Raw genomic sequence first — 26,666 nt, 5'->3', positions numbered from 1 at the left:
GAAGTCTAGAAGATGACTAAAAATACAATCAAGTTGCTGGATGTAGTAGCACTGACAGCTGATCTGCCTGAATACAACCTGTACCGTGGTCAAGTTGGCACAGTAGTAGAATTATTAGCTGGTGGTGCTGCTTTTGAAGTGGAATTTAGCGATCGCAACGGTCGCACTTATGAATCTGCCGGTTTACGCCCAGAGCAAATTATGGTGTTACATTTTGAGCCACCATCTCCTGATCCAGTCTCGGAAATGATGCTAGCGTAATCGAGATAAAAACGCAGATGCTAATGAGATTTATGATGGGCTACCCTGACGCACATAAATATAGAGAATCTGGCGATCGCTTTGCCAGAATTTTATTGAATTATTTGATTTATATTCTTAAATATCCTCATATTACTAAACAACATTGAGTTGCATATCTACTTTTAGTCTAGATTAAACTCATATCTATCTATAAGAAATTGTTCGTTTACAATTGTATGATCAACAAAAAATGGATGCTAATGATAACATCCATTTATCGCTTTTATCTCATTAATTTCATGACTTTGGAAAACATTAAAAACTAATACAATTCTCTCAAAGACTAATTGATATTGAGTGAATTATATCAATCTTGTTCCTATATGAATTCCAAAGCTTTACCTATGGTATTTATAGTCATGGCTTACTATTGGTCAAGCCTAAAACCTAAAACTAGGATGGGAATTTGATTCCCATCAGCAGTGGTCAGATTCCCGGTGATTCTAATATCAGGATTACCTCGCATATCACGAGCAATTCGCCTTCTTGAAAATAATTGTCCTCCAGACAGAAGTTGCTGTTGGTCTGAAGGTATCTCCACAAATAACTCTTGTTGTTTGGCTATAATTGACATAATTACCTCACTTACGTACATAGGTATTCAATACCTATATCATTATTTATAAGGATATTTATTTGAAATTAAATTATCCAAAAGTAATAATTTTGAAACCTATATATACATTTATTTTTTCATCTAAAAGCATTAGGGCACATCTAGCGGTTAGGGGATGGCAAAGTAGAATCTGGAAATAAGTTATCAAAAACGTCCATTCACCCAAGCTAGTCGTAAATATAACAAATGATTAAAACCGGACTCACTCCACCGCATTCCAACACCTTTAAATCTTGGCGTTCATCAACCATTTACAAGCACTTTTAACTCATGCCACTTCCCAACAGCAAATTCTACTCAGTAGAAGATCAACTTGTGCAGGTATCTTTTGTAATGTTCATGAAGTGACTCTGCAAGAGTATCGCTCATCGCAGCAAAGTATACTGACCATAAATGCAACTTGGTAACAGCGACATCGATGTCCATTCCTGCTAGAAATGCCATATAATAACGCTGATTGTAGTGAGCAGTGCGATCGCATTAAAAATTATTGAATCATTGAGCGCTTGTTGACAAAATCCTTCTTGGTAATCAGAATATAATTACTGAAAATTACGAATTATAAATTTTCTAAACATCTCTGGTTATCTTCAACATTTTATTTCCACCAGGCTGTAGCTCATATTCAACATTTTCAATATCTATCTTGTAACCCATTGAAGTGTAATGTTTTACTATTTCATCTAAATGTTGAGAATGTTTCCACATTAAAGTTATCAGGGGAAATATTCTGATTTCTTTAGCAATACGTAGCATCTCACCTATAGAATTTAGGTGAAAGTTGTAATCGAGATGGTCTGAATATAAAAACAATAAATGTGAACACAGGGCTATGTCAAACTCTTGATCTTTAAATTCTAATTTTGGAAACTCATCGACTATGTATCTATTGATTTTTTTGCCATTTTCATAATCAGACAAAAATTCTTTAATAACTTTGACTCGATTGCGTCGCAAATCATCTGGAGATTTATGATAGCCCCATACCCAATCTTTCGATGTAGCCTTGACTTGGTTAATGATGTTATCTACCACTTCATTAAATCGTTGCAATATCTCATCACCAGAAAATTGGTATAGTGGGTCAACAGAAACTACACTTTTACCCTGACGTGTCATTTCTGAATTAAAGCTTGCCGGTCCATCCCCAATTCCAATGATTTTTTTATTTAAATCTGCGTCTGTTAAATTGAATATTTTTATATATTCATCCATTGATCTCCCAAAAGGAACTACTTTATCTAGAACCATTGCCATAGAATTTACCTCGCCAAGAGACTGATTAAACAGGATGATAGCAAAATCAAAAAACTTGATGTATTGCTAGACGGCAATCATTTAGAAGCAAGTCAAGTTCTTTTACAACTTTCAACGGATTTCTACCTCTAAACACAGCAGCTAATGCAGCTTCATAAGGATTTCTACCTGTTTTCTTGACAGCAGCGATCGCAGCTTGATTTGATAATCCTCGGACACTAACTAGCCATGCTGCTAATACATGTCCAGTACGTCCAATTCCACCAGAGCAGTGTACAACTACCTTCTGATTTTGTTTGTCTGCTTCTATTAAGAAAGGAAGTATTTTCTGTGTGAGAGTTTCTAAATCAGATAGATGGAAATCTACAATTGGTGCCCAACATACTAGCTGATTACCAAATTCCTGTTTGTAGCTATCCAAAAGATTAGAGTAATGAGCTAGTTGTTGATTGGGAAGAAGGCAACAAACTCGCTTAATATTTTGGGACTTCATGAATTGTATCCAATCCTGAACCTGCTTATTAGTGTATCCAGGTCGCGCAGCACCAAATACTATTTGCTCGTTCTCCCAAGCCGGGGCAAACTTATACATCTTTAAGTAGGTAGGCACAAATAATTAATCTGATAACACCACATCTTTACGCAATTTGAGATTTTGAATGCGAGTATCTTTTGCGGGTGGCACATCCCCTTGAGAAAAGGGAATCTGCTTAAAGTTAGCAGCCAGATATTCGGCTAATGTATCTTGCTCGGAACCATCAGCAGCAAAGGTGGCTAAACCTGTGCGTTTGCTCTTATCAGCATCTTTTGATGTCAAATCAACCCGTTCTGTTTTCGGAAAAGGATAACCATCACCACCAGTTGCGAGGAAGTTGAGGGTAACAGTGCGGAAGATCCGATTAGGATCACCCACTAACTCTGCATTTTTAACTACTACATCAATCATTTTGCCCTGACCATCCTTGATAGCAAGGGATTTGACGCGCTTACCTGCTGGCAAATCTGGGTCAAAGCTAAAGGTTAATCCCGCTACTTGGGGAAAACTGCCAGGGGTAGCACTGGGTGCGATCGCTGCTACACTGTGTTCAATCACTGCCAGTAATTCTGTTGCACTCAGAGTAACTAAAGTCAAGCCATTGTTGAATCGTAGCGCATTGGTGATATCAAGTTGGGAAATTTCTTTTGCTTTCTTACCTGCTACAGGATTTGCTTGAGGTGGTAGTTTGATAACATCTTGTGAGCGAGTCGAACCAGGGGGAAAGGTGTAGATACCGATATTGTCACGGATACCACCGCCATTTTTGATGGAAATGACTGTCTTAGGATCGTACCGCTTGGCGATCGCTAAATTAGCTTCGGCTGTCAAATTCCCTAAATTGGTTTCTTGTGTGCGGACATCACCGCGCCAGCCATTGAGGAAGACGTTGGTTTTCCCAAAAATTTTACCATCTTGGGCAATAATCACTTTTTGAAGTGCCTCTGTAATGGCGACAATTTTAGGATCGGGTTTCCCACCGACAGTTGCTACACCTTTAGAATCAGTCGCATAAGCACCACTGATTTTGGAGTCAATACTCAACGGAATAATTACTCCACTGGCATCAAAGTTAACTACTAGACGACCAACATAACGATAGTTTCCATCGGTATTAACTACGGCTATCGGATTACCATCTGCTGCTTTTGTGAGAATTGGATAACTTCCAGCAGATTTATCACCGACTCGTAGACGGTCTGTTTTGTCGGCTAGTAAGGTATTAGAACCACCAGCAACAACAATATCTACTCCTTTGAGTAATTTTGCTAGCTTTTGCTCAATAGCAATTTGCTGCATGTGTGCCAACAGAATAACTTTATTAATATCTGGGTTTTTTGTCAGCAGTGCATCGACAGAAGTTTGAATTTCAGCAGCTAAGGCGGCGATGTCTGCGGGATTACGATCGTTAAATTCTTTAGGCAACACAGTCACACCACCGGGAGAAGAAATAGTCCGCAGAGTGGGAGTTGTCGCTCCAACTACACCAATCTTTTCACCATTGAGGGTAATGATGGTACTACGGGCAATTTTATTAGGAATTTTACTTGCCTCTTGTCCATCAGCAGTAACTAATTTTGCCAGGTCTTTATCAGTGCTGAAGTCTAGATTTGTGCTGAGATAAGGAAAATTTGTACCTGGGTAATCTTTTTTAGCACCGAGTAAATCGGCAACAACACCCGTACCTAAGTCAAATTCGTGATTACCAAAGGCGATCGCACCAAACCCTAGAGCATTTAAAATTAAAATATCTCCTCTTCCCTGTCCACCAAAAACTGTATCACTAGCAAATAAGAAAGGACTGGGAATATAGGCATCTCCAGATGAAAGGATTAAGGTATTAGGATAATCAGGCTTACCGTCACGATTAGCATCCTGATTTTTGAGTGCATTCAACACTGCCGAAAAGTTTGGTGCATCCTTCAATGCTGGAACACCTGCTTCTTGGTCGGAAGTATGTAAAAGTTGCAGTGTGAATCCCGGTTTAGGTGTTGTTCTGACTTGCGCTACACCAATACTAGTTCCCAGAGAGAATAATATACCAAATATAACTAACGAACTTAACTGGTTAGTACTTAAATTTAGGCTATTAAGCTTACCGAAAAATCTATTTTTGGAATTTAACAAAGGCATAATAACTTTAAAACGTGTTATGTTAAGTAGGTGGTTACAATTAAATATAAGATAGAGAAGGTCTAAAAAATAGGTTCTACGAGATGTCTGCTCCATTGCGAGTTAGATTAACAGATTTAGAAGATTTGACGCTTTTGGAGTTACGGTCAGCGACAACAGTTCCTCAACGGACACGAGAGCGTGCCCACATAATTCGATTAAATGCCCAAGGATGGAATGTACCAGCGATAGCTAAAATTTTTGAGTGTCACGAACATACGGTACGAGCAACACTGAGGCGTTGGGAAAATAAGGGTTTGGGAGGACTGTGGGAAACTTCCGGGCGAGGAGCAAAGTGCAAATGGCTTGAGGCAGACTTAGCATATTTAGAGGATTGCTTAGAGGTAGAGCCCCGTACTTATAACAGTTTGCAGTTATCAGAAAAATTGGCTCAAGATAGAAATGTGCAATTGAGTCCGTCTCGTTTGCGACGTTTGCTCAAAAAAAAGTGGAAATGGAAACGCACCCGCCATACTCATAAGAGAAAACAAGACCCAGAAAAACGACGAATTAAGCAAGCAGACCTAGATACCTTAAAGCAAGCGGCAGTAGAGGGTTATGTCGAGCTTAAGTATCTTGATGAGTCTGGGTGTTGTCGTTGGAGTCCCGTTAGCTATAGTTACAGTCGTATCGGTAGCCAAAAACAAATGGCACAAGTTGGTAGCCGTGGTGGTCGCATTAGTATTTTGGGTTTATGGCAACCCCAAGTCAGTTTTGAATATGCCTTGGTTCAAGGTGGGTTCAAAACAAAACGCTACATCGAGGTTATGGATTGGGTTGCAGCTAAGGCACAAAACACTTTAGTTGAAACTGGTCGCATCAGTGTTATTGTTCACGATAATGGTTCCTTACATACCAGTAAGAAAGCAAAACAAAAATGGCTTGAGTGGCAGGAAAAAGGATTATTCGTTTTCTTTTTACCACCTTATTGTTCCGAAATGAATCGGATAGAGGAAGAGTGGCATCAACTAAAAACTCATGAAATTGCTGGACAAATGTTTGACAATAACTACGATTTGGCTATGGCAATTATTGATGGCATGGAAGCTAGAAGCGTAAAGGGGGAATATGCCCTTGAGCGTCTTATATTTAATTGTGCCTAGCTACTTAACTTGTAACATTATTCGTAATTCAAAAATCATTATTTATTAATTATTCACTTTTCCTTGCCAAACAATTTCCTTAACTTTGATTTCTTTCGGTATCAACTTAATTTTGTAGAAGGTATCTGCAATTTCTTGTTGTTTAGTAATCACTTCATCTGTGAGCGGAAGTACATCATATTCACGTCGCTTTTCTGCTATTTCCAACACAGGAGCATCTATACCCAAAGCTGGGGAAAGAAGTTTAGCAACTTCACTAGGATTATTCTTTGCCCAGTCACTAACTTTCTTCACTCTATCCAAAACTATTTTCAAAACATCAGGCTTGGCATCAACAAAAGATTTTGCAGCTAGATAATAACCACGATTGGGAGCTAATTCGGTTGCGTCTGCTAAAATGTGTGCGCCTGTTGCTGCTTCTGCTGCGGCTAAATATGGGTCCCAAATTGCCCAAGCATCAACCTTTTTTCCTTCAAAGGCAGCACGAGCATCGGCGGGTGGGAGAGTTGCTGGCTGGATGTCGCTGTACTGTATCCCTGCTTTTTCGAGCGCTTTCACCAATAGGTAGTTAGCATTAGAACCTTTGGCAAAAGCAACTTTTTTACCCTTGAGTTCAGCCACACTTTTAATAGGTGAATCCTTGGGTACTACGATAGCTTCGGCTTTCGGACTCCAAGGATCGTAGGCAACATAAACTAGAGGAATACCCCCAGCTTGGGCAAATATTGGTGGTGATTCTCCGGTATAGCCAAAATCAATGCTACCTGCATTCAATGCTTCTAGCATTGGAGGCCCAGCCGGAAATTCTGACCAAGTTACGGAAGATCCTGAAGTTGCAAAGGCTTTTTCTAATTCTTCTCTCGCTTTCAGTGCATAGAGGACAGTTGACGCTTTCTGGTAGCCTATACGAATTGTAGTGCCGCTAGCTACTGGGTTGGGGCTAGCTGTCTGAGTTGTTCCATTGTTACTTGCACTTGGAGAGCAAGCAGAGATAGCCAAAGTTAAGCTAAGTCCCAATGCAAATAATAAAGAAAAGGTGTGGATTCTTTGCTGTTTGAACTTTTGGAGGAAGGCAAAAGCCATACCCAAAAATCGACTTGAAGAGAACTTAGTAAACATCTTCATTCTGCTTTCAGGAGTAAATAAATATCAGATTTTAGCGACTCAAAGATAAATCTACGATAAGTTTACTGATTCGCCGTATTATTGTGGAATGATAAAAATATCACATAATTACAGATGAAATGCAAGTTTATTCGTTGAAGAAAAAAATCTTACTAAAAGTCATAGCAGTGTCAAATATAAATTCAATCGGATCAGAAAGGACGCGATGACAGATAATATTCTTCAACAACAGATTGAGTACTATCGCGCTAGAGCCAATGAATATGATGAGTGGTTCTATAGGAAAGGACGCTACGATCGCAGTCCCGAAATCAACCAGCGCTGGTTTAATGAAGTAGCTGTGATAAAAAATACATTACACCAAATTGGTTTGGTGGATGATATTTTGGAGTTAGCATCTGGAACAGGTATCTGGACGCAGGAGCTTTTAAGGATCGGTAAAAAGATTACTGCGATCGATGCCTCTGAAGAAATGATTGCAATTAATCGCTCGAAGTTAAATTCACTGAGTGTTGAATATCACCTAATTGATTTATTTACTTGGCAACCTGACACTGAATATGATTTGGTTTTCTTCGCCTTTTGGCTATCTCATGTGCCACCAAAATTACTCGATTCTTTTTTGACGAAAGTCTACCAATCTGTTCGCCTTGGTGGGGAAGTATTTATCATTGACTCTTCCTTTGAACCGACATCCACAGCTAACAATCATATCCTTGAAGACGACGGAAACATATATAAAACTCGTAAATTAAATGATGGTCAAGAATTTCAGATTGTCAAAATTTTTTATCAGCCAGATGAACTTAAGGATAAGCTAAAAAAAGCAGGCTTTCAGGCTGAGGTAAAAGTGACAGATAATTATTTTATCTACGCACAGGGAAAAAAATTTGAAACAATTCGTAATTCGGAATCTGTAATTATTTAAACTACACCTGATGTATTACTAATTTAGTACCGCTTATATACTATGGGAGCGTCAGACATATTTTTTCTTGTAGAGATATTAATTCAAGATGGCATCAGAAAACATCTTTCTGCTATTTTCTCTGACATACTCCTCAAACTAGGTACTGTTGCAAAATCTATGTATATATATTGGTTCTAGCTATACAGATGACTTATGTGGGGCTAAAGGAGTAGAAATGAAATGTATTTTCATTAACTGCGAACAACATTATCAAGAGCTAGGTGAACAGAAAATTGAAGACCTTTTCAAGTTGAAGATAGACTATTTCTTGATCAATCTTAGTTAACTATGATTGCTGAGAGGATATTTGAAAAGTCCTCTTCTTGGTAGCAAAACATTCTAGATCCCCCTAAATCCACGCCAGTTGCTCATGGGGGAAACCCCCTTGGCGCTAGCCTCTCCCTTTGGGAGAAGACCGCACTGGCTCCCCTTAAAAAGGGGGACTTTGACTCCGGTTCCCCCTTTTTTAAGGGGGGTTAGGGGGGATCTAAAAGTGTCTAAAGTCACAGCGAAATACTTTTCAAACAACCTCTGAGTAAGCAAAACAAAATCCATTAGCTGCCTAATAGACAGTTTGCAATGCAAATTCTTAAAGTATTAACCAGAGTCTATCTTAGTCCAGTAGACTTGGATGAGGCGATCGCTTTCTATGAAAACCTTTTTACAGAAAAATGTTGGTTGTGGTTTCAATATTCCGAGTCTGAGTTAGAACTCGCAAGTGTGGGTTCTATTCTTTTAATTGCTGGTTCAGCAGAAGCACTCTCTCCATTCAAGAGTACACACGCAACATTTCTTGTGGACTCACTCAATGATTTTAAAGAAGCACTTATTCAGCAGGGTGCAGTGATTCTGGCGGAACCGAACAAAGTTACCACTGGAGCGAATATGCGAGCGATGCATCCTGATGGAACCATTATTGAGTATCTTGAGTTTGGATAATGGCATGGAAGGTTTCTAGTTGATGTGATATTAAGTAAGTGATTGATACTCATTGATTCCACAAAATCTTCGTATTATGGAAAGTGCTTAGTTTACCGCCGTAGGCATCACACCAAAATATTATTGATATTTCTGTGGAAGAATTTGCTTGGTAAGCTTTTTTTGATCGCGTGTGAGTTTCTTCTTCAAGTTCGCCTATTTGCTTATTAACAAAAGCGTAAGCTTACCTGACATAGCGAATATAGTATGTATTGCATAGTCCACATTTGCTACAGAGTTCTTTCGTAGGGCAGTGGCTGCTAGGTTTTAAGGCTCTGGCTTTTTTGTGCCTGCTAGAATCAATTGAGGTCATATAAATTTTTTGTTTTATCCAGGAATCGCTTTTATTACAATCACTGGCTTACCTATGAACTTCACGATAGAGATTGAACAAGAAGAGGATGGACGCTTTCTGGCTGAAGTGATTGGTTTTCCTGGTGTACTGGCTTACGGTCAGACACCAGAAGAAGCAGTTGCCAGAGTTCAAGCATTAGCTCTACGTGTGTTAGCAGATAAGCTGGAACATGGAGAAGTAACTCCAGAGCTAGTAAGCGTTTCATTTGCCGCAGCATGAGTGAGTGGTCTAGCACAAAGGCAAAGCGTGTCCTAGCTGCTTTGCTACGTATTGGTTGGGAGATTAAACGCCAGCCAGGTTCACATAAAATTCTGACACGTCCTGATTGGGCTGATTTTGTGTTTGCCTTTCATGATGGTCAAGAGATTGGGCCTCGGATGTTAGCAAGAATTGCTAAACTGACAGGTTTAACACCTGAAGATTTATGATAACAGTTTGAATTTTATATAAATAAACTTGGTAAATTTAAGCTTGGTAAATTTAAGTATTTTGACTTTTTTTAGTTTACAAGAAGTTAATTCAAAATTTAAGCTCTAAAACAGGCGCAGCGTTTATCGCAGGCGGAACCCTAGCAGGTACTGGCATTTCTGCAACTGTAGGCGGGAATACACGGGAAAAGTAAAACGCACCTTGAATGGACACTCAGATGCAGTTTTGTCTGTCACCATAAGTCCCGATGGTAAAATCCTTGCAAGTGGTAGCGCCGATCAGACTATTAGGCTTTGGGATTTAAAAACTTGGGAACAATGGTGGGAAATATTAGGCGTAAATCAGAGTGATAATGCCAACGTTATTAAACTTGCGTATCTTCGATTAGCAAGACAATATCATTCTGATGTCAACAGTTCTGCATCGCAAAAGCTTTAATGCAAACAATTAATCAAGCTTTTGATACTTTCAGGTCTAAAGATGCTGAGATTATTTAATTAACGAGCCAAGCTACTCCGTGTCTATACACCTCTCTATGAGACTTAATTACTTTTATAAACAGCCCATGTCATCTGCTAGTAGGGTAAAAAATTTAACCCTTCAGAAGTATTGACATTTTAAATTTTTCAAGAATCCATCTTGCATATTCTGAAAAAAAGTTATAAATTATTATTCTATAGGGGAATAATCTGACCTCTTAGTGTCAAAAACTAATCCTACTCAAGTAAATATACTGCAACCAGTTTTAACTTCACACAAACCCTAAACAGCACTGAAAATATATTTTTGTTTGGTAAAGCAAAGCTTCTGGACATGAAACAGAACAATAAATAATCTAAAAATATATCTTGTGTGACTGTTTGAAGAATTATATTACTACTATGGGTGAATAAAAACAACTATAATTCACCAATGCAGTAATCGATTATAGGGCAATTAACTAATAATAAGGCTGTAAAAATTTCAGCAGATTTATTTGTTGTTAGTTGATTAAATTTCTCCAAATTATGCTATTCAAAGAATCGTTTTTGTTATGCTGAGAATAGCAAAAATAAGGAATGAAGACGCATCTACCACAAATTCACAACCCGAATGGAGTTATTCTGGCGATGCACCTAAACGAATTGGAAACTACTGAAAATTTAAAAGAAGTAGAAGAAGCGTGGCTAACACTAGAAAAATCAATTCTCTATTATCAAGGCCGCCCCGTTGGTACTGTAGCCGCTTATGATGCATCTGTAGAGGCTCTCAATTATGACCAGTGCTTTGTTCGGGATTTTGTCTCTTCAGCTCTAATTTTTCTGATCAAAGGTAGAACAGATATTGTTCGCAATTTCTTAGAAGAAACCTTAAAGTTACAACCTAAAGAAAGGGCATTAGATGCCTATAAACCTGGACGAGGATTAATTCCAGCTAGCTTTAAAGTTGTATCAGAAAATGGGCAAGAATATTTAGAGGCTGATTTTGGTGAACATGCGATCGCTAGAGTTACACCTGTTGATTCTTGCCTATGGTGGATTATTTTGTTACGTGCCTATGTAATCGCCACTGAAGATTTTTCTCTAGCTTATCAACCTGAATTCCAAAATGGCATCAGGTTAATCATGGAAATCTGCTTGGCGAATCGCTTTGATATGTACCCAACGCTGTTGGTTCCAGATGGTGCTTGTATGATTGACCGTCGTATGGGCATTTATGGGCATCCTTTAGAATTGCAAGTTCTTTTTTACACAGCATTGCGTGCATCTCGTGAACTGCTAATTTGTCAAGGGAATTCCGATATTGTTGCAGCCATTGATAACAGGTTGCCTCTTTTATGCGCTCATATCCGCCAGCATTATTGGATAGATATTAATCGTCTGAATGAAATTTATCGCTTCAAAAGTGAAGAATATGGTAAAGGTGCTGTGAATCTGTTCAACATATATGTAGATTCTGTTCCCTATTATGAATTAGATAAGTGGTTGCCAAAAAAAGGTGGCTATCTAGCGGGTAATGTCGGGCCGTCGCAGCTAGATACTCGCTTCTTTTCACTCGGAAACTTAATGGCGATTATTTCAGACTTAGCCACCGAAGAACAGTCACAAGCAATTATGACTCTCATTGAGGAACGATGGGATGATTTGGTGGGAGATATGCCGATGAAAATTTGTTTCCCAGCTTTAGAACATGAAGAATACAGAATTGTAACTGGATGTGACCCCAAAAATATCCCTTGGTCATATCATAATGCTGGTAGTTGGCCAGTTTTAATGTGGATGTTGGCAGCTGCGGCTGTGAAAACTAACAAAATAAGTCTTGCACAAAAGGCTATTGAAACTGCCCAAGGACGGCTCAGTACAGATCAATGGCCAGAATATTACGACGGTAAGAAAGGGCGACTAATTGGGAAACAAGCTAGGAAATATCAAACTTGGACAATTACTGGGTTCTTATTGGCGAAAGAACTGATGGCAAACCCCACTTATTTACCATTAATCAGCTTTGGTAAATTACCAGCAGAACAGGTTTCTAGAGCATGTGAGTTTGAAATCGCTAGTGTAGACCCGTATATGCAATAATTCGTAATTCGTAAAGAGTTGGGAGTTAGAATACAAAAGCCTCCTGACTCCTGATTCATGTTTCCATGACAAACCCCCGTCAACTAGCTTTTATCACTCTGCGAGATGTTCATAAGGGGGCTTATGCTGATGTTGCCCTAGATAGAGTACTGCAAAAAGTTAATTTGCCCGATCACGATCGCCGTTTGGTGACAGAATTGGTTTATGGGAGCGTCAGAAGGCAGCGCACTCTTGATACTCTCATAGATCAATTTGCCAAAAAGAAATCTCACCAACAACCCCCAGACCTCCGCACCATCTTACACTTGGGTTTCTACCAGCTGCGCTATCAAGAGCGTATTCCCGCCTCTGCTGCTGTTAATACCACCGTCCAACTCGCTAAAGAAAACGGTTTTTCTGGACTTACGGGTTTTGTTAACGGTCTATTACGCCAGTATCTTAGAAAAGCAGAGGGGCAAGGGGGCAGAGGGGAAGAGGGGCAGGGGAGCAGGGAGGACAAGGGGACAAGAGGACAAGGGGACAAGGGGACAAGGCAAATAATCAATCCCCAGTCCCCAATTCCCAGTTCCCAATGCCCAGTTCCCTATTTTGATCCGTTACAACTTCCAGAAAACCCAGTGGAACGCTTGGGTATTTTACATAGTTTTCCTGACTGGATTATTCAAATCTGGTTAGAACAACTGGGTTTGACCGAGACAGAACAACTGTGTGAATGGATGAACCAATCACCAACAATTGACTTGCGTATCAACCCACTTTGCACTTCAATCGAAGAAGTTGAGGCGGCTTTGCAATCTGTTGGTCTTTTGGTAAGACGGATTCCTGATTTACCCCAAGCTTTAAGATTCATGGGTAATACTGGATCAATTCAAAAACTACCTGGTTTTAAAGAAGGTTGGTGGACTGTACAAGATGCTAGCGCCCAATTGGTAAGTCATTTGCTCGACCCCCAACCAGGTGAGGTGGTAATTGATGCCTGTGCCGCACCAGGGGGTAAAACAACCCACATTGCTGAGTTAATGGCAGATAGCGGGAAAATTTGGGCTTGCGATCGCACTGCTTCTCGTCTTCGCAAACTTCAAGAAAATTCTCAACGCCTAAATTTACAATCTATCCAAATTTATACTGGCGACAGCCGCCATTCCAACCAATTTCAAAACACAGCAGACCGCGTATTATTAGATGCTCCATGTTCCGGGTTAGGAACCATGCACCGTCATGCTGATGCTCGTTGGCGACAGACACCAGAATCTGTCCTGGAACTTTCGGTGCTGCAAAAAGAATTGTTAACACATACATCAACTTTTGTCAAAGCTGGTGGTGTACTAGTTTATGCCACCTGTACATTGCATCCAGCAGAAAACGAAGAAGTGATTTCGGCATTTTTAGCTGAGTCTCCTCATTGGCAAATTGAGCCTCCAAAGGGCATTGAGTTGGCTGCTTCTGCATATAGCACCCCTCAAGGTTGGTTTAAAGTCTGGCCCCACCGACAGGACATGGATGGCTTTTTTATGGTTCGCTTAAGAAAAACCAATAATTCCGAGTGAATACTGTTTGGGATTGTACGATTTGATGGTGGCCTGAATCTACCAGAGGAGGCAGCAATGGTTACCCCTTCCAATGTCAAAAACTTAGTTAAAATCCTGATTGGAGCAGCCTGGATTGATGGCAGAATCCAGCCAGAAGAACGGCAATATCTCCGCGAAATAGCTCAAGCAAAAGGTTTGGCTAACGATCCAGAAATTAAGCCTTGGCTATACGAATTAGTTCCTGTACAGCCAAAAGAATGTTATGACTGGGTGCGGGAGTATTTAGGCGATCGCCCCAGCCTTGAAGATTGTGAAAATCTGATTGAAGCCATCAGTGGCTTAATTTATAGCGATGGCGAAGTCGCCGTCGAAGAAGCTAGACTCTTGACCCAATTGCAAGATATAGCGAAGCCAAATGATTCAACTCAACCGATTCAGACTAAACTTCTCAAACAAATTCAAAAGCTTTACCGTCGTTGGGTTGACGTACAAACCTAATCATAGTCAAAAGTTCATAGTCTAATGACTAATGACTAATGACTAATGACTAAATTATGACTTCGGTTTCCCCACACCCGGAGTTTCTTCTTTATCAACTTTAGGCACAAAATCAGGACGCTCTTTGCTTTCCCAACCTGCGGGGCGTTTCGAGTTGTACCAAGCTATTGAACCAATGCTTACAGCAGCAATAAAACCAACGACATACACCAAGGTGAAAGCAAAGGGAAAATGACCACCACCTGTTGCAACTGAATCGGCTGCCTGCATCAATATATGCATGAGTATATTCTCCAATGTTAAGTAACACTACTTGACACACTATAGAATGAGCGTATCACTTAACATCCTCCCCTAGTTTAGTTTGAGTAACTTCATATTGCAGATAAAAGGGCAGGGGAGGCAGAGGGGCAGGGGAGCAGGGAAGCAGAGGAGCAGGGGAGCAGGGGAGCAGGGGGGCAGGGGGAGAATTCGTAACTCCAACTCTTCACGGGCTGCCCCGCTACCGCTAACAGCAAGGGCTAAACGCCACGCTATCGCTAACGGAACTGTTTTGCCCAATGCCCAATGCCCAATGCCCACTCTTCATTAATTAGAAGGTCTAAGTCTTTCGCGCCAAGATGGTTGTGGCGATGAAGAACCGGAATTATTGTCAGGAGATGAAGAACGGCGAGTTCTGGGAGGTGGGGGAGAGTCAGATTCTACTCTTCTAGAGCGCCGCCGGGGAGTAGATGATTCGGAAGAAGAGTTACTAGAATTTGATTCTTCGCTGCGATCGCGCCTTCTCCGTCTTGGGGTATAGTTTGACTGCTGTTCTTCTTGAGAATAGCTCCTTCTCCTACGTCTCCTTGATGAACCACTCTCCTCAGAATTTCTAGCACTTTCTCCTTCTGAGTCATTATCAGAGGAAAGAGAACGATTCAGCACTTGTTTGGGCTTGATGGATTGGGCTTTGATTGTACCTTTGCGACCTTCTAACTTTGGCCGTTTGGGAAACTTTTCGACAGGCATTCCCTCTGCCGCTTTTTCCATAAATTCGTGCCAGGTGTAAGCGGCGCTGCCACTGCTGCCATAAGTGGGGCGGTTATCATCATTCCCTAGCCATACCCCTGTCACCATTTGGGGAATGTAGCCAATAAACCACAAATCGCGGGCTTCATCAGAAGTACCTGTCTTGCCAGCAACTGGTCTCTCACCTAATTGGGCAGCAGCACCAGTCCCCTCTTCTACGACGTTACGTAGCATCCAAGTCATGATGGCGGCACTGTCAGCGTCAAGGGCGCGTTTAGATTTGAAATTAGCTGACCAGATTACCTTACCTTGGCGGTTGAGGATGCGGGTAATACCATGAGGTTCTGTGTGCAATCCCTGAGTTGCAAAACTGCCATAAGCGCTGGTCAACTCCAGTAGATTTACTTCATTTGAGCCGAGAGCCAAGGAGTAGGTGGGCTTGAGTTCAGATTTTATGCCCATATCATGGGCAAGTTTAATCGTTGGCGTAAATCCGACATCAATCAACACCTTCACCGCAATAATATTAATAGAGCGGGTGAGAGCATCTCGGATATTCATTGAACCCCGAAATCTTTCACTATAGTTTTTCGGTTCGTAGCCGTCTACTACAAAGGGTGCATCCTCATAGCTATCGTAGGGGCTTTTACCGCTAGCGATCGCAGTGGCATATACAAACCCTTTAAATGTCGATCCTGGCTGCCGTTGTGCCTGGGTAACTCGATTAAACTGGTTTTTACCAAAGTCTTTTCCCCCAACCATTGCCTTAATTTCACCGCTTCGGGGGTCAATGGCAACCATTGCTGCTTGTTTAAAGTTCTCCCAGCGCCCTTGATTTCGCAGCGTTTTGGCAACCGCCTCTTCTGCCACTTTCTGCCAAGCCGGGTTCAGCGTGGTTTCCACTACTAATCCCTCACTTGCCAGCACTTTAGCAGGAACATACTTCGGCAATTCTTTTTGGATGTAGCTGGTAAAGTATGGTGATTCTACTTGTACTCGCTTGGGTAAACTGCTTTTGAGAGTTAATGACTCTTGGAGTGCTGCTTGCCTTTGCTCTGGTGTAATCACTCCATCCTCTTGCATCCGTTGCAATACCAGATTTCTTCGCCGGATTGCCGCTTCGGGATTCTTGTCTGGGGCATATAAGCTAGGAGCGGGGGCTAATCCGGCGATTGTTGCCATTTCTGCAAGGGTAAGCTGGTCTGGGGATTTACTAAAGTATACCCAGGCGGCATCTGCTACACCATAAGCTCCACCTCCCAAATAAACCAGATTCAGGTAACGCTCTAGAATCTGATCTTTGGTTAATTCATGCTCCATTTTTTGTGCTAGGCGGACTTCTTTGAGTTTGCGCCAGATTGTCTGTTCTTGTTTCAAAAAGAGAATCCGCGTTAACTGTTGGGTGATGGTGCTACCACCTTCTACCACACCTTGCGATCGCAAATTATTCAAACCCGCTCTGACAATCCCTTGTGGATCAAATCCGTTGTGTTGCCTAAATCTTCTATCTTCTGAGGCGATGAAAGCTTTTTTTAAATTATCTGGTATTTGTTCCAGTTTTAACTGTTCTCTAGTTGCTTCACCTTGTTGTTGTAATATAGTTCCATCAGAGGCTTTGATCGTCAGCGTTTGCTCTCTCAGCACGGCGTTTAACTCGGCCTGATCTGGCAAAGTGCGGTCTATTAGACTGATGCCATAGATCAAGGCAACTATCCCACCACCTACACCCAAGCCTGCCCAAAACCATAAGCGACGATAGAGTGGTTTACCGCCAGTTGCCTGATTGGTCTTCATCCTAGATGGTAAAATTTTCATTTGCTCAGTAACTGCCTCGCCTGTGCCATATATGCTCGTGGTAAGCTCTCATTTGTTCCTCCTTGTCCAGAGTCACTCAAGTTAGTTGGTCTTCGCTTGAACCAGGAGGTAAGCTTCCCCACGTCAGTTCCTCGCTCAAAGTAGTAACTATAATAACCACCATCAATCAGCTTTGGGGTTAGCACACCACCATTGTGTTAGTATAATATCCTATAAATAATTAACTAAATTCACCATAAAATAATGTTTTTTAGATTTGGTTAATTTAGTTTTGTAAACTTCTGGTCATTTTTGATATCTATTGGAATACGCAAACTGTTGGCATTTTTTGGAACAAGTAAAGCGAAGTATCCATACAGACAGCCCGAAAAAAGCTTAATTAATGAGATTGCGATGGCTGCGGCTGGTTACGCAGCAATAAAGCCCAGACGAAGCGCCGTTGCCCTTGGTAGTAATATCGGCGATTCCCAAATAATTTTAGAAGCAGCTATCAAAAGTTTAGCCCAAACCCCAGGTATTCTCTTAGAAGCTAAATCCAGGTGGTACAAAACTAAAGCTGTGGGGCCACCACAGCCAGATTATCTAAATGGCTGTGTGACATTGCAGGTAGAGATGCTACCCCAGCAGTTATTAGAAATTTTGTTAGGAATTGAACAACAATTTGGGCGTGTGCGTCAAGAACGGTGGGGGCCACGAACTCTAGATTTAGATTTGTTATTATTTGATGACTTTATAGTAGATACACCAAATCTCCAGATTCCCCACCCACGAATGCGGGATCGGGCCTTCGTGTTAGTACCACTGGCAGAAATTGCCCCTGATTGGATAGAACCAGTATCCGGGTGTGTTATTAAAGAACTGCTGAAAGAGGTAGACTGTTCTGATGTACATTTATCGATGGGCAATTAAAATTACCATCTTTAAAACACAGAAAAGACTGATATCACCTCTGTACTTAACAGATAATCAGATTTTACTATGCCATTAGGTAGAGAATTACCACAACTGCTAAAACAACGCTTGTTTTATAAAGGACGCAAGTTTGATTTTGAAGTCAATCGCTTGCGTTTGCCTAATAAAGCGGAGGGAGAATGGGAATGTGTTCGTCACCCTGGTGGTGCTTTAGCAGTGCCGGTGACACCAGAGGGCAAACTTGTGCTGGTGCGCCAGTATCGTTTTGCGATTCAGGGACGGATATTAGAATTTCCGGCAGGAACTTTGGAAGCAAATGAAGAACCTTTAGAGACAATACAGCGCGAAATCGAAGAAGAAACTGGCTATAGTGCCCAAAAATGGGACAAATTAGGCGAATTTTTCTTAGCACCTGGTTATTCTGATGAAATTATCTATGCTTTTCTGGCGCGAGATTTGGAAAAGCTAGAGACACCACCAGCACAAGATGGAGACGAGGATATCGAAACTGTGTTTTTGACTCCCGAAGAATTAGAGAAAGCTATTCTGGAAGGAGAGGCGGTAGATGCTAAATCAATTGCTAGCTTCTTTTTGGCGCGTCCGTTTTTAATTTAATACCTTTATGCTGCTAGAGTTAGCGATCGCAGATGCCTACGGTGCAGGCTTTGAATATGCTGATGAGATGATCGTTAACAACGATTTGAGTCGATACGTCGAACATCCCCGTTTTCGACTCATCCCTGGCAGCTACACCGATGACACCCAGATGAGCATTGCCATTGCGGAAGTGATTGTTGCTCAATCACCGTGGACACCAGAAGTTTTAGCCGATAGCTTTGTTAGAGCTTTTAAACGCGACGAGAGAGAAGGTTATTCTCGAAACTTCTACCATTTTCTGCTAGAAATTCAGAATGGGGAAGAATTTTTAACCAAAATTAACCCTGATAGTGACAAAAGCGGGGGTGCGATGCGTGCAGCACCCATTGGCATCTATCCGACACCAGAAAAAGTCATTGAGGCGGCAACAATTCAAGCGGCAATTACCCACAATACAACCGATGGAATCAATGCTGCTGTTGCCGCTGCTTTGATGTCACATTATTTTATCTACCGACTGGGAGCAAAACGCAAATTAGGAGAGTTTCTCCAAGGTTATGTATCTGGGGAATGGGCTAAACCTTGGGAAGGTAAAGTGAAGTCTAAAGGTTGGATGAGTGTCAGAGCCGCGATTACTGCCGTGATGCGAAATGACAGCATGAGCGAACTTTTACAAGATTGTATCGCTTTTACAGGAGATGTTGATACAGTAGCTGCGATCGCCCTGGCTGCCGGTTCTTGTAGCGAAGAAATTACAAAAGACATTCCCAATCATCTTGTCACAGGCTTAGAGAATGGAACTTACGGTAGAGATTACCTCATAGACTTGGATAAGCAGCTGATGAGTTTGGCAAACAAAAATATCAGCTAAATGTAATACTCGGTTGCAAGCATCGCGCCTCCATCCATTTCTGCTAAAGATGCTGTCGCGTATAGCCTTCAAACAATTGTCATTGCTGTTTGCGTTGCTTCCTGTCAAATTCCCTCAATGATTATATTCTCCATCCTTGGGGAAGCATTTGGGCAAGTTTTCTTATTTTTAAGATTGTTAGCCAAACTTACCTTTTCAAATACTACGGTTTTTCGATATCATTACAGTGATTTAGGTAAAAATAAAGCCACATTAGCCTTCACTATCTCCAAAGTTGGGTAGTAAAGTACACATTAGCTGCTTACCTATATGCCTGTATGTTGAAAACATTAACCTATCATTGAGGAATTTACTACTTATTTTTCACATTGTCTAGAGTGATATGAAAATTGACTTAGAGCCAAAGTTATAAGAGCATAACGGCAAGAAGCTTACAACTCCTAAATATGTGTCTCTGTGCCAGACGCATACATGTTTCACACAGATGATAAAAAATAAAACTTTTAACAGTGCAGGTAAACTGACTGCTCTTTTGTTCCTGATAACTCTCTTTCTTACGCCTTGTGTAATTGTAAATGCAGGAGAACGTGGTGTATTGATGAAATTTGGCGAAGTGCAAAACCAGATATTAGGAGAAGGACTTCACTTAATTATCCCTGTAGTCAATACTGTGAAAAATTTGAGTATTCGAGTCCAAAAACAGGAAATTTCAACTGAAGCTTCTTCCAAGGATTTACAAAATGTTTTCGCCGATTTAGCTCTAAATTGGCATATTATCCCCCAAGAAGCAAATATCATTTTTCAAGAAATTGGAGATGAACAAGCTGTAGTCATGCGAATTATTAACCCAGCCGTTGAAGAAGTATTAAAAGCAGTAATAGCAAAGTATACTGCTGAAGAAATTATTACTAAGCGAGGAGAAGTAAAAGGTGCAGTAGATGATGCGTTGTCTACACGGCTAGGTAACTATCACGTTGCAGTTGATGATATTTCTCTAGTTCATGTCCATTTTTCAGAACGATTTGGTGAGGCGGTAGAAGCGAAGCAGATTGCGGAACAAGAAGCAAAACGAGCAGAGTTTATCGCACTCAGAGCAACAAAAGAGGCTGAAGCAAAAGTTAATTTAGCCAAAGGAGAGGCTGAAGCACATAGATTATTACGTGATGGTTTAACTCCAGAAATCCTACAAAGGCAAGCAATAGAAAAATGGAATGGTAAGCTGCCATTAATTGTAAGCAAGGAGGCTCCAAAGCTATTGAATTTAAGTGAATTTTTAAAATTTGATTAAAATTGATATTCTTTTTCAATGAGTTGCTCTCCACTGAGAGGCTTATATCCCCGACTTATTGAAGAAATCAGGGATATCTTTGTTCTGTAGGAATTTGATTAGCTAAATTAACCGTTGGCAAATAAAATGGGAGAATCGAGAATCTTCAACTGGATCAATAGTATAATCAAGAGGGTATAAGCTGTTGAAGAAATTAGACCCGTGAATAATTCTTTTTTGAGGTTATGCTCTTGAGGTTCTTTTTGAAAAATGTCCTTAGAACCAAATTGCATCAAGAGTATTCCCACAATATTAGAGAGCCAATATCCTATAATTGAACAAGGTAGAAGTAATTTTGGGGAAAGTAAACTACATATATACCCAAAACCATAAGCTATCGGCAGATTGAATAGTAGGTCATTCCACCAACATAGTGGTGACAATAAATATCCTAGTACCAGAAAAAATCCACCTCTGAGTTTTTTGAAAATGTCTTTTTTTAACTCTTCTGGAGTCGATTGTTGCAAATCCTCTAGGGCTTTGTCTCCTGTTACATTTAACTCTTGACTGACGTTTTGGACGCTTTCCATAAAAACCCACTATTCCTATCGACTTAGTGTATTATAGTATGTAAACTAAACCCAAGTCTAGTACAAGAGTGAGAAAAATTTGGCTTTCTGATGCTGAAAGTTTTACAGATAAATAGTTTCAGCAAAATAGTAAAAAATAAAATTTCCGTTTAACTCAGATGTAAATTAATTTTTATTGTTGCACATATAGCAGTCCCAAATCATGCGTGAGAATTTGAGATAATTGTAAAACCCTTGCCATCTCCCCGATACTTTGGGAGATGACGTTATCAGACGATGAATTCTCTTACAAATCATTTAGGATTGTTATAGTAAGGACATAAATTTAGACTAATAATAGCTACAATAAAAATACTGAAGCGTCTTAATAGTAATATGACAGATATAACTCCAAATAGCACATTTTTAATAGCTGGAATTGTTTTTGTAACGATTGCTGTAATTGGGCAGTCTAAATTAGGTTTTATTGAAATTAATCCCGGTTGTTTTGGTAGACTTTTGGCTCTTTTTATCGGTATTTCAAGCCTATTATATGCTTTGGGGTTACTTAATTTTTCAGGCGCAACTATTGACTTATTGAGAACTTCTTTAACAGAACAAATTAAACAGAGTATAAGTTATATCAATGAGCTTTTGCAAGGATCGTAGTAGGCCTGGAAAATTATTTATGGGTGTATTTAAATACCTTTTAGTTAAAAGTTTGTCTGAAAAAGGTTTAGTTGTGATTTAAGCACTCATTAATGTACTCCAGCTCTAAAAAAGGGGGAAAGCGGAATCAAATTCCCCCTTTTTAATGGGTATTTAAGAGGATATAAAAGTCTTTTAGCAGATATAGCATCACTCCTCATTTATCAACTCTTTTTCTTCAGGCAGTAAGGTAGTTTCATTCTTGGGGAGTTCGCTATCTACGGTTTTGACTTTAGTTATATACGGTTTGATAATTATACTGACACCAATTGCCCAACCTAATGTAACCATCCAACCTGCGAGAATGTCACTGGGAAAATGTACCCCCAGATAGAGACGACACCAGGCAATAGCTATTATGTATAAGCTGCCGGAGATAAGAACCAACCAGCGCCAAGAGCTAGCCCAAGCTAAGGATAGTAAAATTGCTACCAGAGTTATACTCGTCATAGCATGACCACTGGGAAATGCAAAACTAGACTCAGGCGCAATGGACTGCCACAATTGTGGACGCACTCGATGCATTAATTCCTTGGCTGTGCGGTTGATAATCACACTTCCCAGTGAGACGGTGAGCAAATAAGCTAGCGATCGCCAGCGTTTTTGTAGTAGTAATATTAGTGCGATCGCACCCAAAATCGGTATCGCCATCCAAGGCAACCCAATGATAGCCAGCGTCACTGCTAAAACATCAAGCTGTGGGTTTGCTGTAGAATGAACTGCTAACAGAATAGGCACATCCCACGGGAAGCCTGCTTGATTTTCCCATATCTTCACTGTCAGAATTTCAAAGACCTGCAAAGGTAAATAAACTCCGATCAACAGGAGTAAGAGCGATCGCCAACGAGCAATCAACAGATTTTTGAGAAAAGAAAGCGGTGACTGACTCTCCTTATTGGCTTTTTCCATAATCTAAGTTAAAAATACCGATTAACTACTCACTGATTACAAATTACTGGTGGAATTTTGAGAAGTTCCACAATGCTTACAGTACGACAAATGTTTATAAGTAAGATTATGACAGTTTTGGCATTCAATATATTGGTAATAGCCACAGTGCGGACAGTAAGTATCAATCTGTCGAATTTTCTTAGCGCAATTTACACAGCGTGATTTTTGGACTCTATTAGCTGCCTGAACTTTAGTATTAAAGACAACTTTTTGGAAAAACTGGATAATTCCAAAACCGATAATTGGAATCAGCAAAATATAAGCATAATTTATCAGGAAAACTAACCCACCAAAAAGGGTGCTAATGATATTAAATAAAAATTGGAATACTGCACCTATTTGCAGAAATTCAAATACTTTAACAATTAGTGGAATAAAAAATATAACTAGCAAATGCCAGCTAATTAGCGATACAAGTCCATATCCTCTTCTCTGAGCAAATTTGTTAACTGATAAGGCAATAATAATTAGAGGTAATAGAAAAAGTGACTGAAAACCAAGCTGTATACTTGGATACCAAAATGATGCCTGTTGATAACCTTTATCAACTTCCCGAAATTGATTGTCATCTTTAAGAAAGGCGATAAAACTAATGCTTTCTGGTTTGGCAAGCAATTCATTTTTAAGAGTAGAAATTTCTTGTTTAAGAAGAGAAATTTGGCGATTATTTTGTTCTAATGTCTGTTTAGCTTTTTCAGCACTAACTTGATTAATTGATTGTTGACGACCCTGACCTGCAATTTTTTCTAAGAGCGTTGAGTCATATTGGGCTTCAATAGTGCTATTGGCTTGTGCAAGGGAGCTGATTTTCGCTTGTTTCTGATCAATAGTTCTGATGATTTGCTGCTTTTCAGGATTCTTAAGTTTATCCTTGTAGCTGGCATATTGCAAACACGTTTGAGAAACCTTACCCAGATGTCCTGCTTCAGCCTGTTGATAGTTTTTCTGAAAACTGAGTTGATTATTCTGGTAATCTGGCAATGAAAGTCTCACAATTTCATAGTCTTTATCTTTAGTGGTTTTTGCCCGGTAATTTTGCCACTCTGAATAACATGGATAAGCCTCGGTCGGGCTGATATGCCATCTGCTAATATCATCTAGTCCCGTAAAAACATTCATCAAGATAAAAATATCAATTAAAATAATCACAATCAAACTCACTTTATTCAGTGGTTCGTTGTTGATTGTTCTTGATTTATTAAAAAATTGACTCAAAATTCGGCGGATTCTGGCAAGCATATTAGTTGTGAATAAATGGAAATTCAATTCGAGTCAATTCTATATGAGAAGTAATAATTAACTGGACAAAAATACATCTATTCATCTGAAGATTTGTTAATTAATGATTTTCACGAAAATATCCCAAAAATCACTGATGCTAGTTAGATAAATATTTTACAGAATATAAGATAGCTAATACTTAATTTTAATAAGTATGGGATTGATTGCGGTGCTTCTGATCGTCGGCTTATCACTTGCCTTAATCAAACTGTGGTCATCTCAACCACGGAACAAGGTTTCTAAGTCATACTTCAGTGACCCGAAAAACAGAAAACTGCAAAAACGTTTACTTGTTTTACTTAACGGTGATGCGACAACAGCCGAACGACTACTCAAACAGCAGCGCCAGAGGCATCAAGGTCAATCGGATAAATGGTATTTGGAGAAAGTGATTTATGACTTAGAACGCGATCGCCGTTACTAAACCTCAAAACAGAAGAGCAATCTTTGAATCCGTTGTAGGGACGCACATCTGTACGCCCCTAGTGAAAACTATTTAGCAGCGAAGTAGGCTTCTAATGCCTCAGAACCACCAATTAATTTACCATCGATAAAGACTTGGGGAACTGTTGTCGCCCCTGTAACAGCTCGTAACGAGCGTGTGGTGACATCCTTACCCAAAGTAATTTCTTCGTAGTTAATGCCATGTTCCTTGAGCATTGCTTTAGCACGGGCACAGAAGGGACAACCCACTTTCGCAAACAGAGAAACTACTTCGGGCTTCACTGCTTGGGGGTTGATGTATCTAAGCATTGTTTCAGCATCGGATACCTTAAAGGGATCTCCTGGCTCGTCTGGCTCAATAAACATTTGGTTAATGACACCATCTCTTACCAGCATAGAATAGCGCCACGATCGCTTACCAAAACCCAAGTCTGATTTATCTACCAGCATTCCCATGCCTTCAGTAAATTCACCATTTCCATCGGGAATTAGTGTAACATTTTCTGCTTCTTGATCCTTTGACCATTCGTTCATGACAAAGGCATCATTAACAGAAATACAGATAATGTCATCGACACCATTTTCTTTGAAAATCCCAGCCAACTCGTTGTAACCAGGAAGATGAGTGGATGAACAAGTTGGAGTATAAGCACCTGGTAAAGAGAAGACAACCACTGTTTTATTAGCAAACAATTCATCGGTTGTCACATCCACCCACTGGTTGTCCTTGCGAGTATGAAAAGTGACACTAGGAACTCTTTGTCCTCGGCGATTCGTTACCATGTTCTTGCTTCCTCAAGTAATCAATTCCAGTCATAACCTAGCATGGGAGGACTAGTATAATTGTAACTATCAATCAGCTAAGAGACTTCGTTGATGAATGGTGCGATCGCTGCTACAAATTCAGCAGTGGATTCATAAGGCAAAACATTACGCCCATTTATTTTTATACCTCTACCTTGAGGAAAACAGGCGAGGTAGTTAGCCAAGCGCTCGTCTGGCGTTTCTTTTCTATTATTTTGGCTAATACTCGATGCAGTTTCCCCGACAACCGCTAATGTTGGTTGCTGAATCGAGGCAATAAAATTAGTATAATCCTGTCGCCAAAACCCTGCTAAAAAAGAAAACACTGCATGACGACTAGCAGGATTTTCTGCACCTGCAACTAATGTATTCAACCACTCTGCATCAACAGCACTCTCAGAAGCAAATAGTTGGCGAGTTGAGAAAGAACGTAAAAACTTAGGAGTGCGTGCATAGCGATAAAAAGGAATTCCAAAAGGGGAATCTAACACATTCCAAATAAATTTTTGCTGCCATTCTGGTGGTTTATTTGTCATCAAAGCCCACGTTGGAGGCCCAGCAAGTACAAGTCTGGAAATTAAGTTTGATTCTTTTTGGAGTAATGCGATCGCAACTGGTAACAATGCCCCTTGTACAACTACAATGACAGGTTGACGTACTACTGTTTGTAAAAAGTACTGCAACTGTTCTGCCCAATCACTAGGAGTATAAGCCAGATGAGGCATATCACTTTCGCCACATCCCAGTAAATCAGGGTTGTAAATGGTATTATGCTGACCTGAATTATACCATTCATGACAAAATCGCTGCCAAAATTGCCGCGACAATCCGACACCAATAGGATGAATCAACAGCAAGGGAATACCCTCAGATGTTGTGTTAGTTGGTTGATGAACTTCGTAGGCGCAACGATAATTCTGCCAAGTGTAAAACTGGCTAGGAGATGCTGTCAAATTAGTTGTATTAGTCACAGCAGATGGTTGCATAATTCCTAGTTATAATACT

The 26,666-nt window shown here is 40.3% G+C and carries 29 protein-coding genes and 2 pseudogenes; 16 read left to right on the top strand and 15 right to left on the bottom strand.

All coding sequences use genetic code 11. The annotated features are described in order from the left end of the window. The first annotated feature begins 12 nt into the window (after nucleotides 1-12). The gene (locus GJB62_RS15600; protein WP_114083087.1) at nucleotides 13-261 is read left to right on the top strand and encodes a DUF4926 domain-containing protein; all 249 of its coding nucleotides are present in this window, start codon (nucleotides 13-15) and stop codon (nucleotides 259-261) included. 409 nt (nucleotides 262-670) lie between these two features. Here the strand turns inward: GJB62_RS15600 and GJB62_RS15595 are convergent, their stop codons facing one another. The 5 genes and pseudogenes from GJB62_RS15595 to GJB62_RS15570 form a co-directional block, all read right to left on the bottom strand. Continuing rightward, a complete protein-coding gene (locus GJB62_RS15595) occupies nucleotides 671-877 on the bottom strand; it encodes a hypothetical protein (protein ID WP_114083086.1) in 207 nt (68 codons plus the stop codon). A 143-nt stretch (nucleotides 878-1,020) separates the two neighbouring features. After that, a pseudogene (locus GJB62_RS15590) lies at nucleotides 1,021-1,187 on the bottom strand (ISKra4 family transposase); the annotation flags it as partial. 302 nt (nucleotides 1,188-1,489) lie between these two features. Then, complete coding sequence (locus GJB62_RS15580) at nucleotides 1,490-2,176, bottom strand: SAM-dependent methyltransferase (RefSeq protein WP_114083085.1); 687 nt, start codon at nucleotides 2,174-2,176, stop codon at nucleotides 1,490-1,492. Between the two features lie 46 nt (nucleotides 2,177-2,222). Then, nucleotides 2,223-2,768, bottom strand: coding sequence for a dual specificity protein phosphatase family protein (locus tag GJB62_RS15575; protein ID WP_114083084.1), 546 nt, complete (start codon nucleotides 2,766-2,768; stop codon nucleotides 2,223-2,225). A 24-nt stretch (nucleotides 2,769-2,792) separates the two neighbouring features. After that, nucleotides 2,793-4,844 carry a 5'-nucleotidase C-terminal domain-containing protein gene (locus GJB62_RS15570; protein ID WP_245245945.1) on the bottom strand — a complete coding sequence of 684 codons (2,052 nt, stop codon included), beginning with the start codon at nucleotides 4,842-4,844 and terminating at the stop codon, nucleotides 2,793-2,795. Between the two features lie 83 nt (nucleotides 4,845-4,927). Between GJB62_RS15570 and GJB62_RS15565 the strand changes: the two genes are divergently transcribed. Further along, on the top strand, nucleotides 4,928-5,986 hold the full coding sequence (locus GJB62_RS15565; protein WP_245245942.1) for an IS630 family transposase: 1,059 nt from the start codon (nucleotides 4,928-4,930) through the stop codon (nucleotides 5,984-5,986). Nucleotides 5,987-6,031: 45 nt separating this feature from the next. On the opposite strand, the gene GJB62_RS15560 is transcribed toward GJB62_RS15565, so the two are convergent. Further along, entirely contained in the window at nucleotides 6,032-7,105 is a 1,074-nt protein-coding gene (locus GJB62_RS15560; RefSeq protein WP_114085220.1) for a sulfonate ABC transporter substrate-binding protein, read from the bottom strand. 211 nt (nucleotides 7,106-7,316) lie between these two features. On the opposite strand from GJB62_RS15560, the gene GJB62_RS15555 reads away from it, so the two are divergent. Next, nucleotides 7,317-8,039 carry a class I SAM-dependent methyltransferase gene (locus GJB62_RS15555; RefSeq protein ID WP_114085221.1) on the top strand — a complete coding sequence of 241 codons (723 nt, stop codon included), beginning with the start codon at nucleotides 7,317-7,319 and terminating at the stop codon, nucleotides 8,037-8,039. A gap of 621 nt (nucleotides 8,040-8,660) precedes the next feature. Beyond that, entirely contained in the window at nucleotides 8,661-9,020 is a 360-nt protein-coding gene (locus tag GJB62_RS15545; protein WP_114085223.1) for a VOC family protein, read from the top strand. 160 nt (nucleotides 9,021-9,180) lie between these two features. Here the strand turns inward: GJB62_RS15545 and GJB62_RS37485 are convergent. After that, a pseudogene (locus GJB62_RS37485) lies at nucleotides 9,181-9,372 on the bottom strand (hypothetical protein); the annotation flags it as partial. 54 nt (nucleotides 9,373-9,426) lie between these two features. Here GJB62_RS37485 and GJB62_RS15540 point away from each other — a divergent pair. The 6 genes from GJB62_RS15540 to GJB62_RS15515 all read left to right on the top strand — a co-directional run bounded on the left by GJB62_RS15540 (nucleotide 9,427) and on the right by GJB62_RS15515 (nucleotide 14,431). After that, nucleotides 9,427-9,633: a type II toxin-antitoxin system HicB family antitoxin gene (locus GJB62_RS15540; RefSeq protein ID WP_114085253.1), complete on the top strand. Its 207-nt coding sequence runs from the start codon at nucleotides 9,427-9,429 to the stop codon at nucleotides 9,631-9,633. After that, a complete protein-coding gene (locus GJB62_RS15535) occupies nucleotides 9,630-9,842 on the top strand; it encodes a type II toxin-antitoxin system HicA family toxin (protein WP_114085224.1) in 213 nt (70 codons plus the stop codon). Before GJB62_RS15540 ends, GJB62_RS15535 begins: the two co-directional genes overlap by 4 nt. 202 nt (nucleotides 9,843-10,044) lie before the next feature. After that, nucleotides 10,045-10,281, top strand: a complete 237-nt coding sequence (locus GJB62_RS15530) for a hypothetical protein (protein ID WP_114085225.1) — start codon at nucleotides 10,045-10,047, stop codon at nucleotides 10,279-10,281. 671 nt (nucleotides 10,282-10,952) lie between these two features. Beyond that, the gene (locus GJB62_RS15525) at nucleotides 10,953-12,404 is read left to right on the top strand and encodes a glycoside hydrolase 100 family protein (protein WP_114085254.1); all 1,452 of its coding nucleotides are present in this window, start codon (nucleotides 10,953-10,955) and stop codon (nucleotides 12,402-12,404) included. 65 nt (nucleotides 12,405-12,469) lie between these two features. Further along, complete coding sequence (locus GJB62_RS15520) at nucleotides 12,470-13,951, top strand: 16S rRNA (cytosine(967)-C(5))-methyltransferase (protein ID WP_114085226.1); 1,482 nt, start codon at nucleotides 12,470-12,472, stop codon at nucleotides 13,949-13,951. A 57-nt stretch (nucleotides 13,952-14,008) separates the two neighbouring features. Beyond that, a complete protein-coding gene (locus GJB62_RS15515; protein ID WP_114085227.1) occupies nucleotides 14,009-14,431 on the top strand; it encodes a TerB family tellurite resistance protein in 423 nt (140 codons plus the stop codon). Between the two features lie 54 nt (nucleotides 14,432-14,485). Here GJB62_RS15515 and GJB62_RS15510 read toward each other — a convergent pair whose 3' ends face one another. The 3 genes from GJB62_RS15510 to GJB62_RS36695 all read right to left on the bottom strand — a co-directional run bounded on the left by GJB62_RS15510 (nucleotide 14,486) and on the right by GJB62_RS36695 (nucleotide 17,442). Beyond that, nucleotides 14,486-14,713 carry a hypothetical protein gene (locus GJB62_RS15510; protein WP_114085228.1) on the bottom strand — a complete coding sequence of 76 codons (228 nt, stop codon included), beginning with the start codon at nucleotides 14,711-14,713 and terminating at the stop codon, nucleotides 14,486-14,488. A 306-nt stretch (nucleotides 14,714-15,019) separates the two neighbouring features. Next, the gene (locus GJB62_RS15505) at nucleotides 15,020-17,257 is read right to left on the bottom strand and encodes a penicillin-binding protein 1A (RefSeq protein WP_245245940.1); all 2,238 of its coding nucleotides are present in this window, start codon (nucleotides 17,255-17,257) and stop codon (nucleotides 15,020-15,022) included. Beyond that, nucleotides 17,254-17,442, bottom strand: coding sequence for a hypothetical protein (locus GJB62_RS36695; RefSeq protein WP_167755989.1), 189 nt, complete (start codon nucleotides 17,440-17,442; stop codon nucleotides 17,254-17,256). Before GJB62_RS36695 ends, GJB62_RS15505 begins: the two co-directional genes overlap by 4 nt. Before the next feature lie 208 nt (nucleotides 17,443-17,650). Between GJB62_RS36695 and folK the strand changes: the two genes are divergently transcribed. The 4 genes from folK (at nucleotide 17,651) to GJB62_RS15485 (ending at nucleotide 20,925) form a co-directional block, all read left to right on the top strand. Continuing rightward, nucleotides 17,651-18,166: a 2-amino-4-hydroxy-6-hydroxymethyldihydropteridine diphosphokinase gene (folK, locus tag GJB62_RS15500; RefSeq protein WP_114085255.1), complete on the top strand. Its 516-nt coding sequence runs from the start codon at nucleotides 17,651-17,653 to the stop codon at nucleotides 18,164-18,166. Between the two features lie 69 nt (nucleotides 18,167-18,235). Continuing rightward, nucleotides 18,236-18,784 (top strand): NUDIX hydrolase, encoded by a 549-nt coding sequence (locus tag GJB62_RS15495; protein WP_114085229.1) that lies wholly within the window; start codon nucleotides 18,236-18,238, stop codon nucleotides 18,782-18,784. A 7-nt stretch (nucleotides 18,785-18,791) separates the two neighbouring features. Continuing rightward, nucleotides 18,792-19,637: an ADP-ribosylglycohydrolase family protein gene (locus GJB62_RS15490; RefSeq protein ID WP_114085230.1), complete on the top strand. Its 846-nt coding sequence runs from the start codon at nucleotides 18,792-18,794 to the stop codon at nucleotides 19,635-19,637. Between the two features lie 484 nt (nucleotides 19,638-20,121). After that, a complete protein-coding gene (locus GJB62_RS15485; protein ID WP_114085231.1) occupies nucleotides 20,122-20,925 on the top strand; it encodes a prohibitin family protein in 804 nt (267 codons plus the stop codon). 107 nt (nucleotides 20,926-21,032) lie between these two features. On the opposite strand, the gene GJB62_RS15480 is transcribed toward GJB62_RS15485, so the two are convergent. Then, nucleotides 21,033-21,494 carry a hypothetical protein gene (locus tag GJB62_RS15480; RefSeq protein ID WP_114085232.1) on the bottom strand — a complete coding sequence of 154 codons (462 nt, stop codon included), beginning with the start codon at nucleotides 21,492-21,494 and terminating at the stop codon, nucleotides 21,033-21,035. A gap of 375 nt (nucleotides 21,495-21,869) precedes the next feature. Between GJB62_RS15480 and GJB62_RS15475 the strand changes: the two genes are divergently transcribed. Further along, nucleotides 21,870-22,142 (top strand): hypothetical protein, encoded by a 273-nt coding sequence (locus GJB62_RS15475; protein WP_245245939.1) that lies wholly within the window; start codon nucleotides 21,870-21,872, stop codon nucleotides 22,140-22,142. Between the two features lie 189 nt (nucleotides 22,143-22,331). Here the strand turns inward: GJB62_RS15475 and GJB62_RS15470 are convergent, their stop codons facing one another. Both GJB62_RS15470 and GJB62_RS15465 read right to left on the bottom strand, forming a co-directional pair. Then, complete coding sequence (locus GJB62_RS15470; RefSeq protein WP_114085234.1) at nucleotides 22,332-23,090, bottom strand: phosphatase PAP2 family protein; 759 nt, start codon at nucleotides 23,088-23,090, stop codon at nucleotides 22,332-22,334. 36 nt (nucleotides 23,091-23,126) lie between these two features. Beyond that, nucleotides 23,127-24,371, bottom strand: coding sequence for a hypothetical protein (locus GJB62_RS15465; RefSeq protein ID WP_114085235.1), 1,245 nt, complete (start codon nucleotides 24,369-24,371; stop codon nucleotides 23,127-23,129). 211 nt (nucleotides 24,372-24,582) lie between these two features. On the opposite strand from GJB62_RS15465, the gene GJB62_RS15460 reads away from it, so the two are divergent. Continuing rightward, nucleotides 24,583-24,837 carry a hypothetical protein gene (locus GJB62_RS15460; protein ID WP_245245938.1) on the top strand — a complete coding sequence of 85 codons (255 nt, stop codon included), beginning with the start codon at nucleotides 24,583-24,585 and terminating at the stop codon, nucleotides 24,835-24,837. Nucleotides 24,838-24,905: 68 nt separating this feature from the next. On the opposite strand, the gene GJB62_RS15455 is transcribed toward GJB62_RS15460, so the two are convergent. Together GJB62_RS15455 and GJB62_RS15450 are read right to left on the bottom strand one after the other, a co-directional pair. After that, nucleotides 24,906-25,640, bottom strand: coding sequence for a redoxin family protein (locus GJB62_RS15455; protein ID WP_114085237.1), 735 nt, complete (start codon nucleotides 25,638-25,640; stop codon nucleotides 24,906-24,908). A 77-nt stretch (nucleotides 25,641-25,717) separates the two neighbouring features. Beyond that, nucleotides 25,718-26,647, bottom strand: a complete 930-nt coding sequence (locus GJB62_RS15450; protein WP_181852934.1) for an alpha/beta hydrolase — start codon at nucleotides 26,645-26,647, stop codon at nucleotides 25,718-25,720. Between the last annotated feature and the right edge of the window lie 19 nt (nucleotides 26,648-26,666).

The organism is Nostoc sp. ATCC 53789, from assembly GCF_009873495.1.
GTDB lineage: Bacteria > Cyanobacteriota > Cyanobacteriia > Cyanobacteriales > Nostocaceae > Nostoc > Nostoc muscorum_A.
Note: the sequence above shows the minus strand (reverse complement) of the source record. Positions and strands in the feature narration are given on the sequence as shown.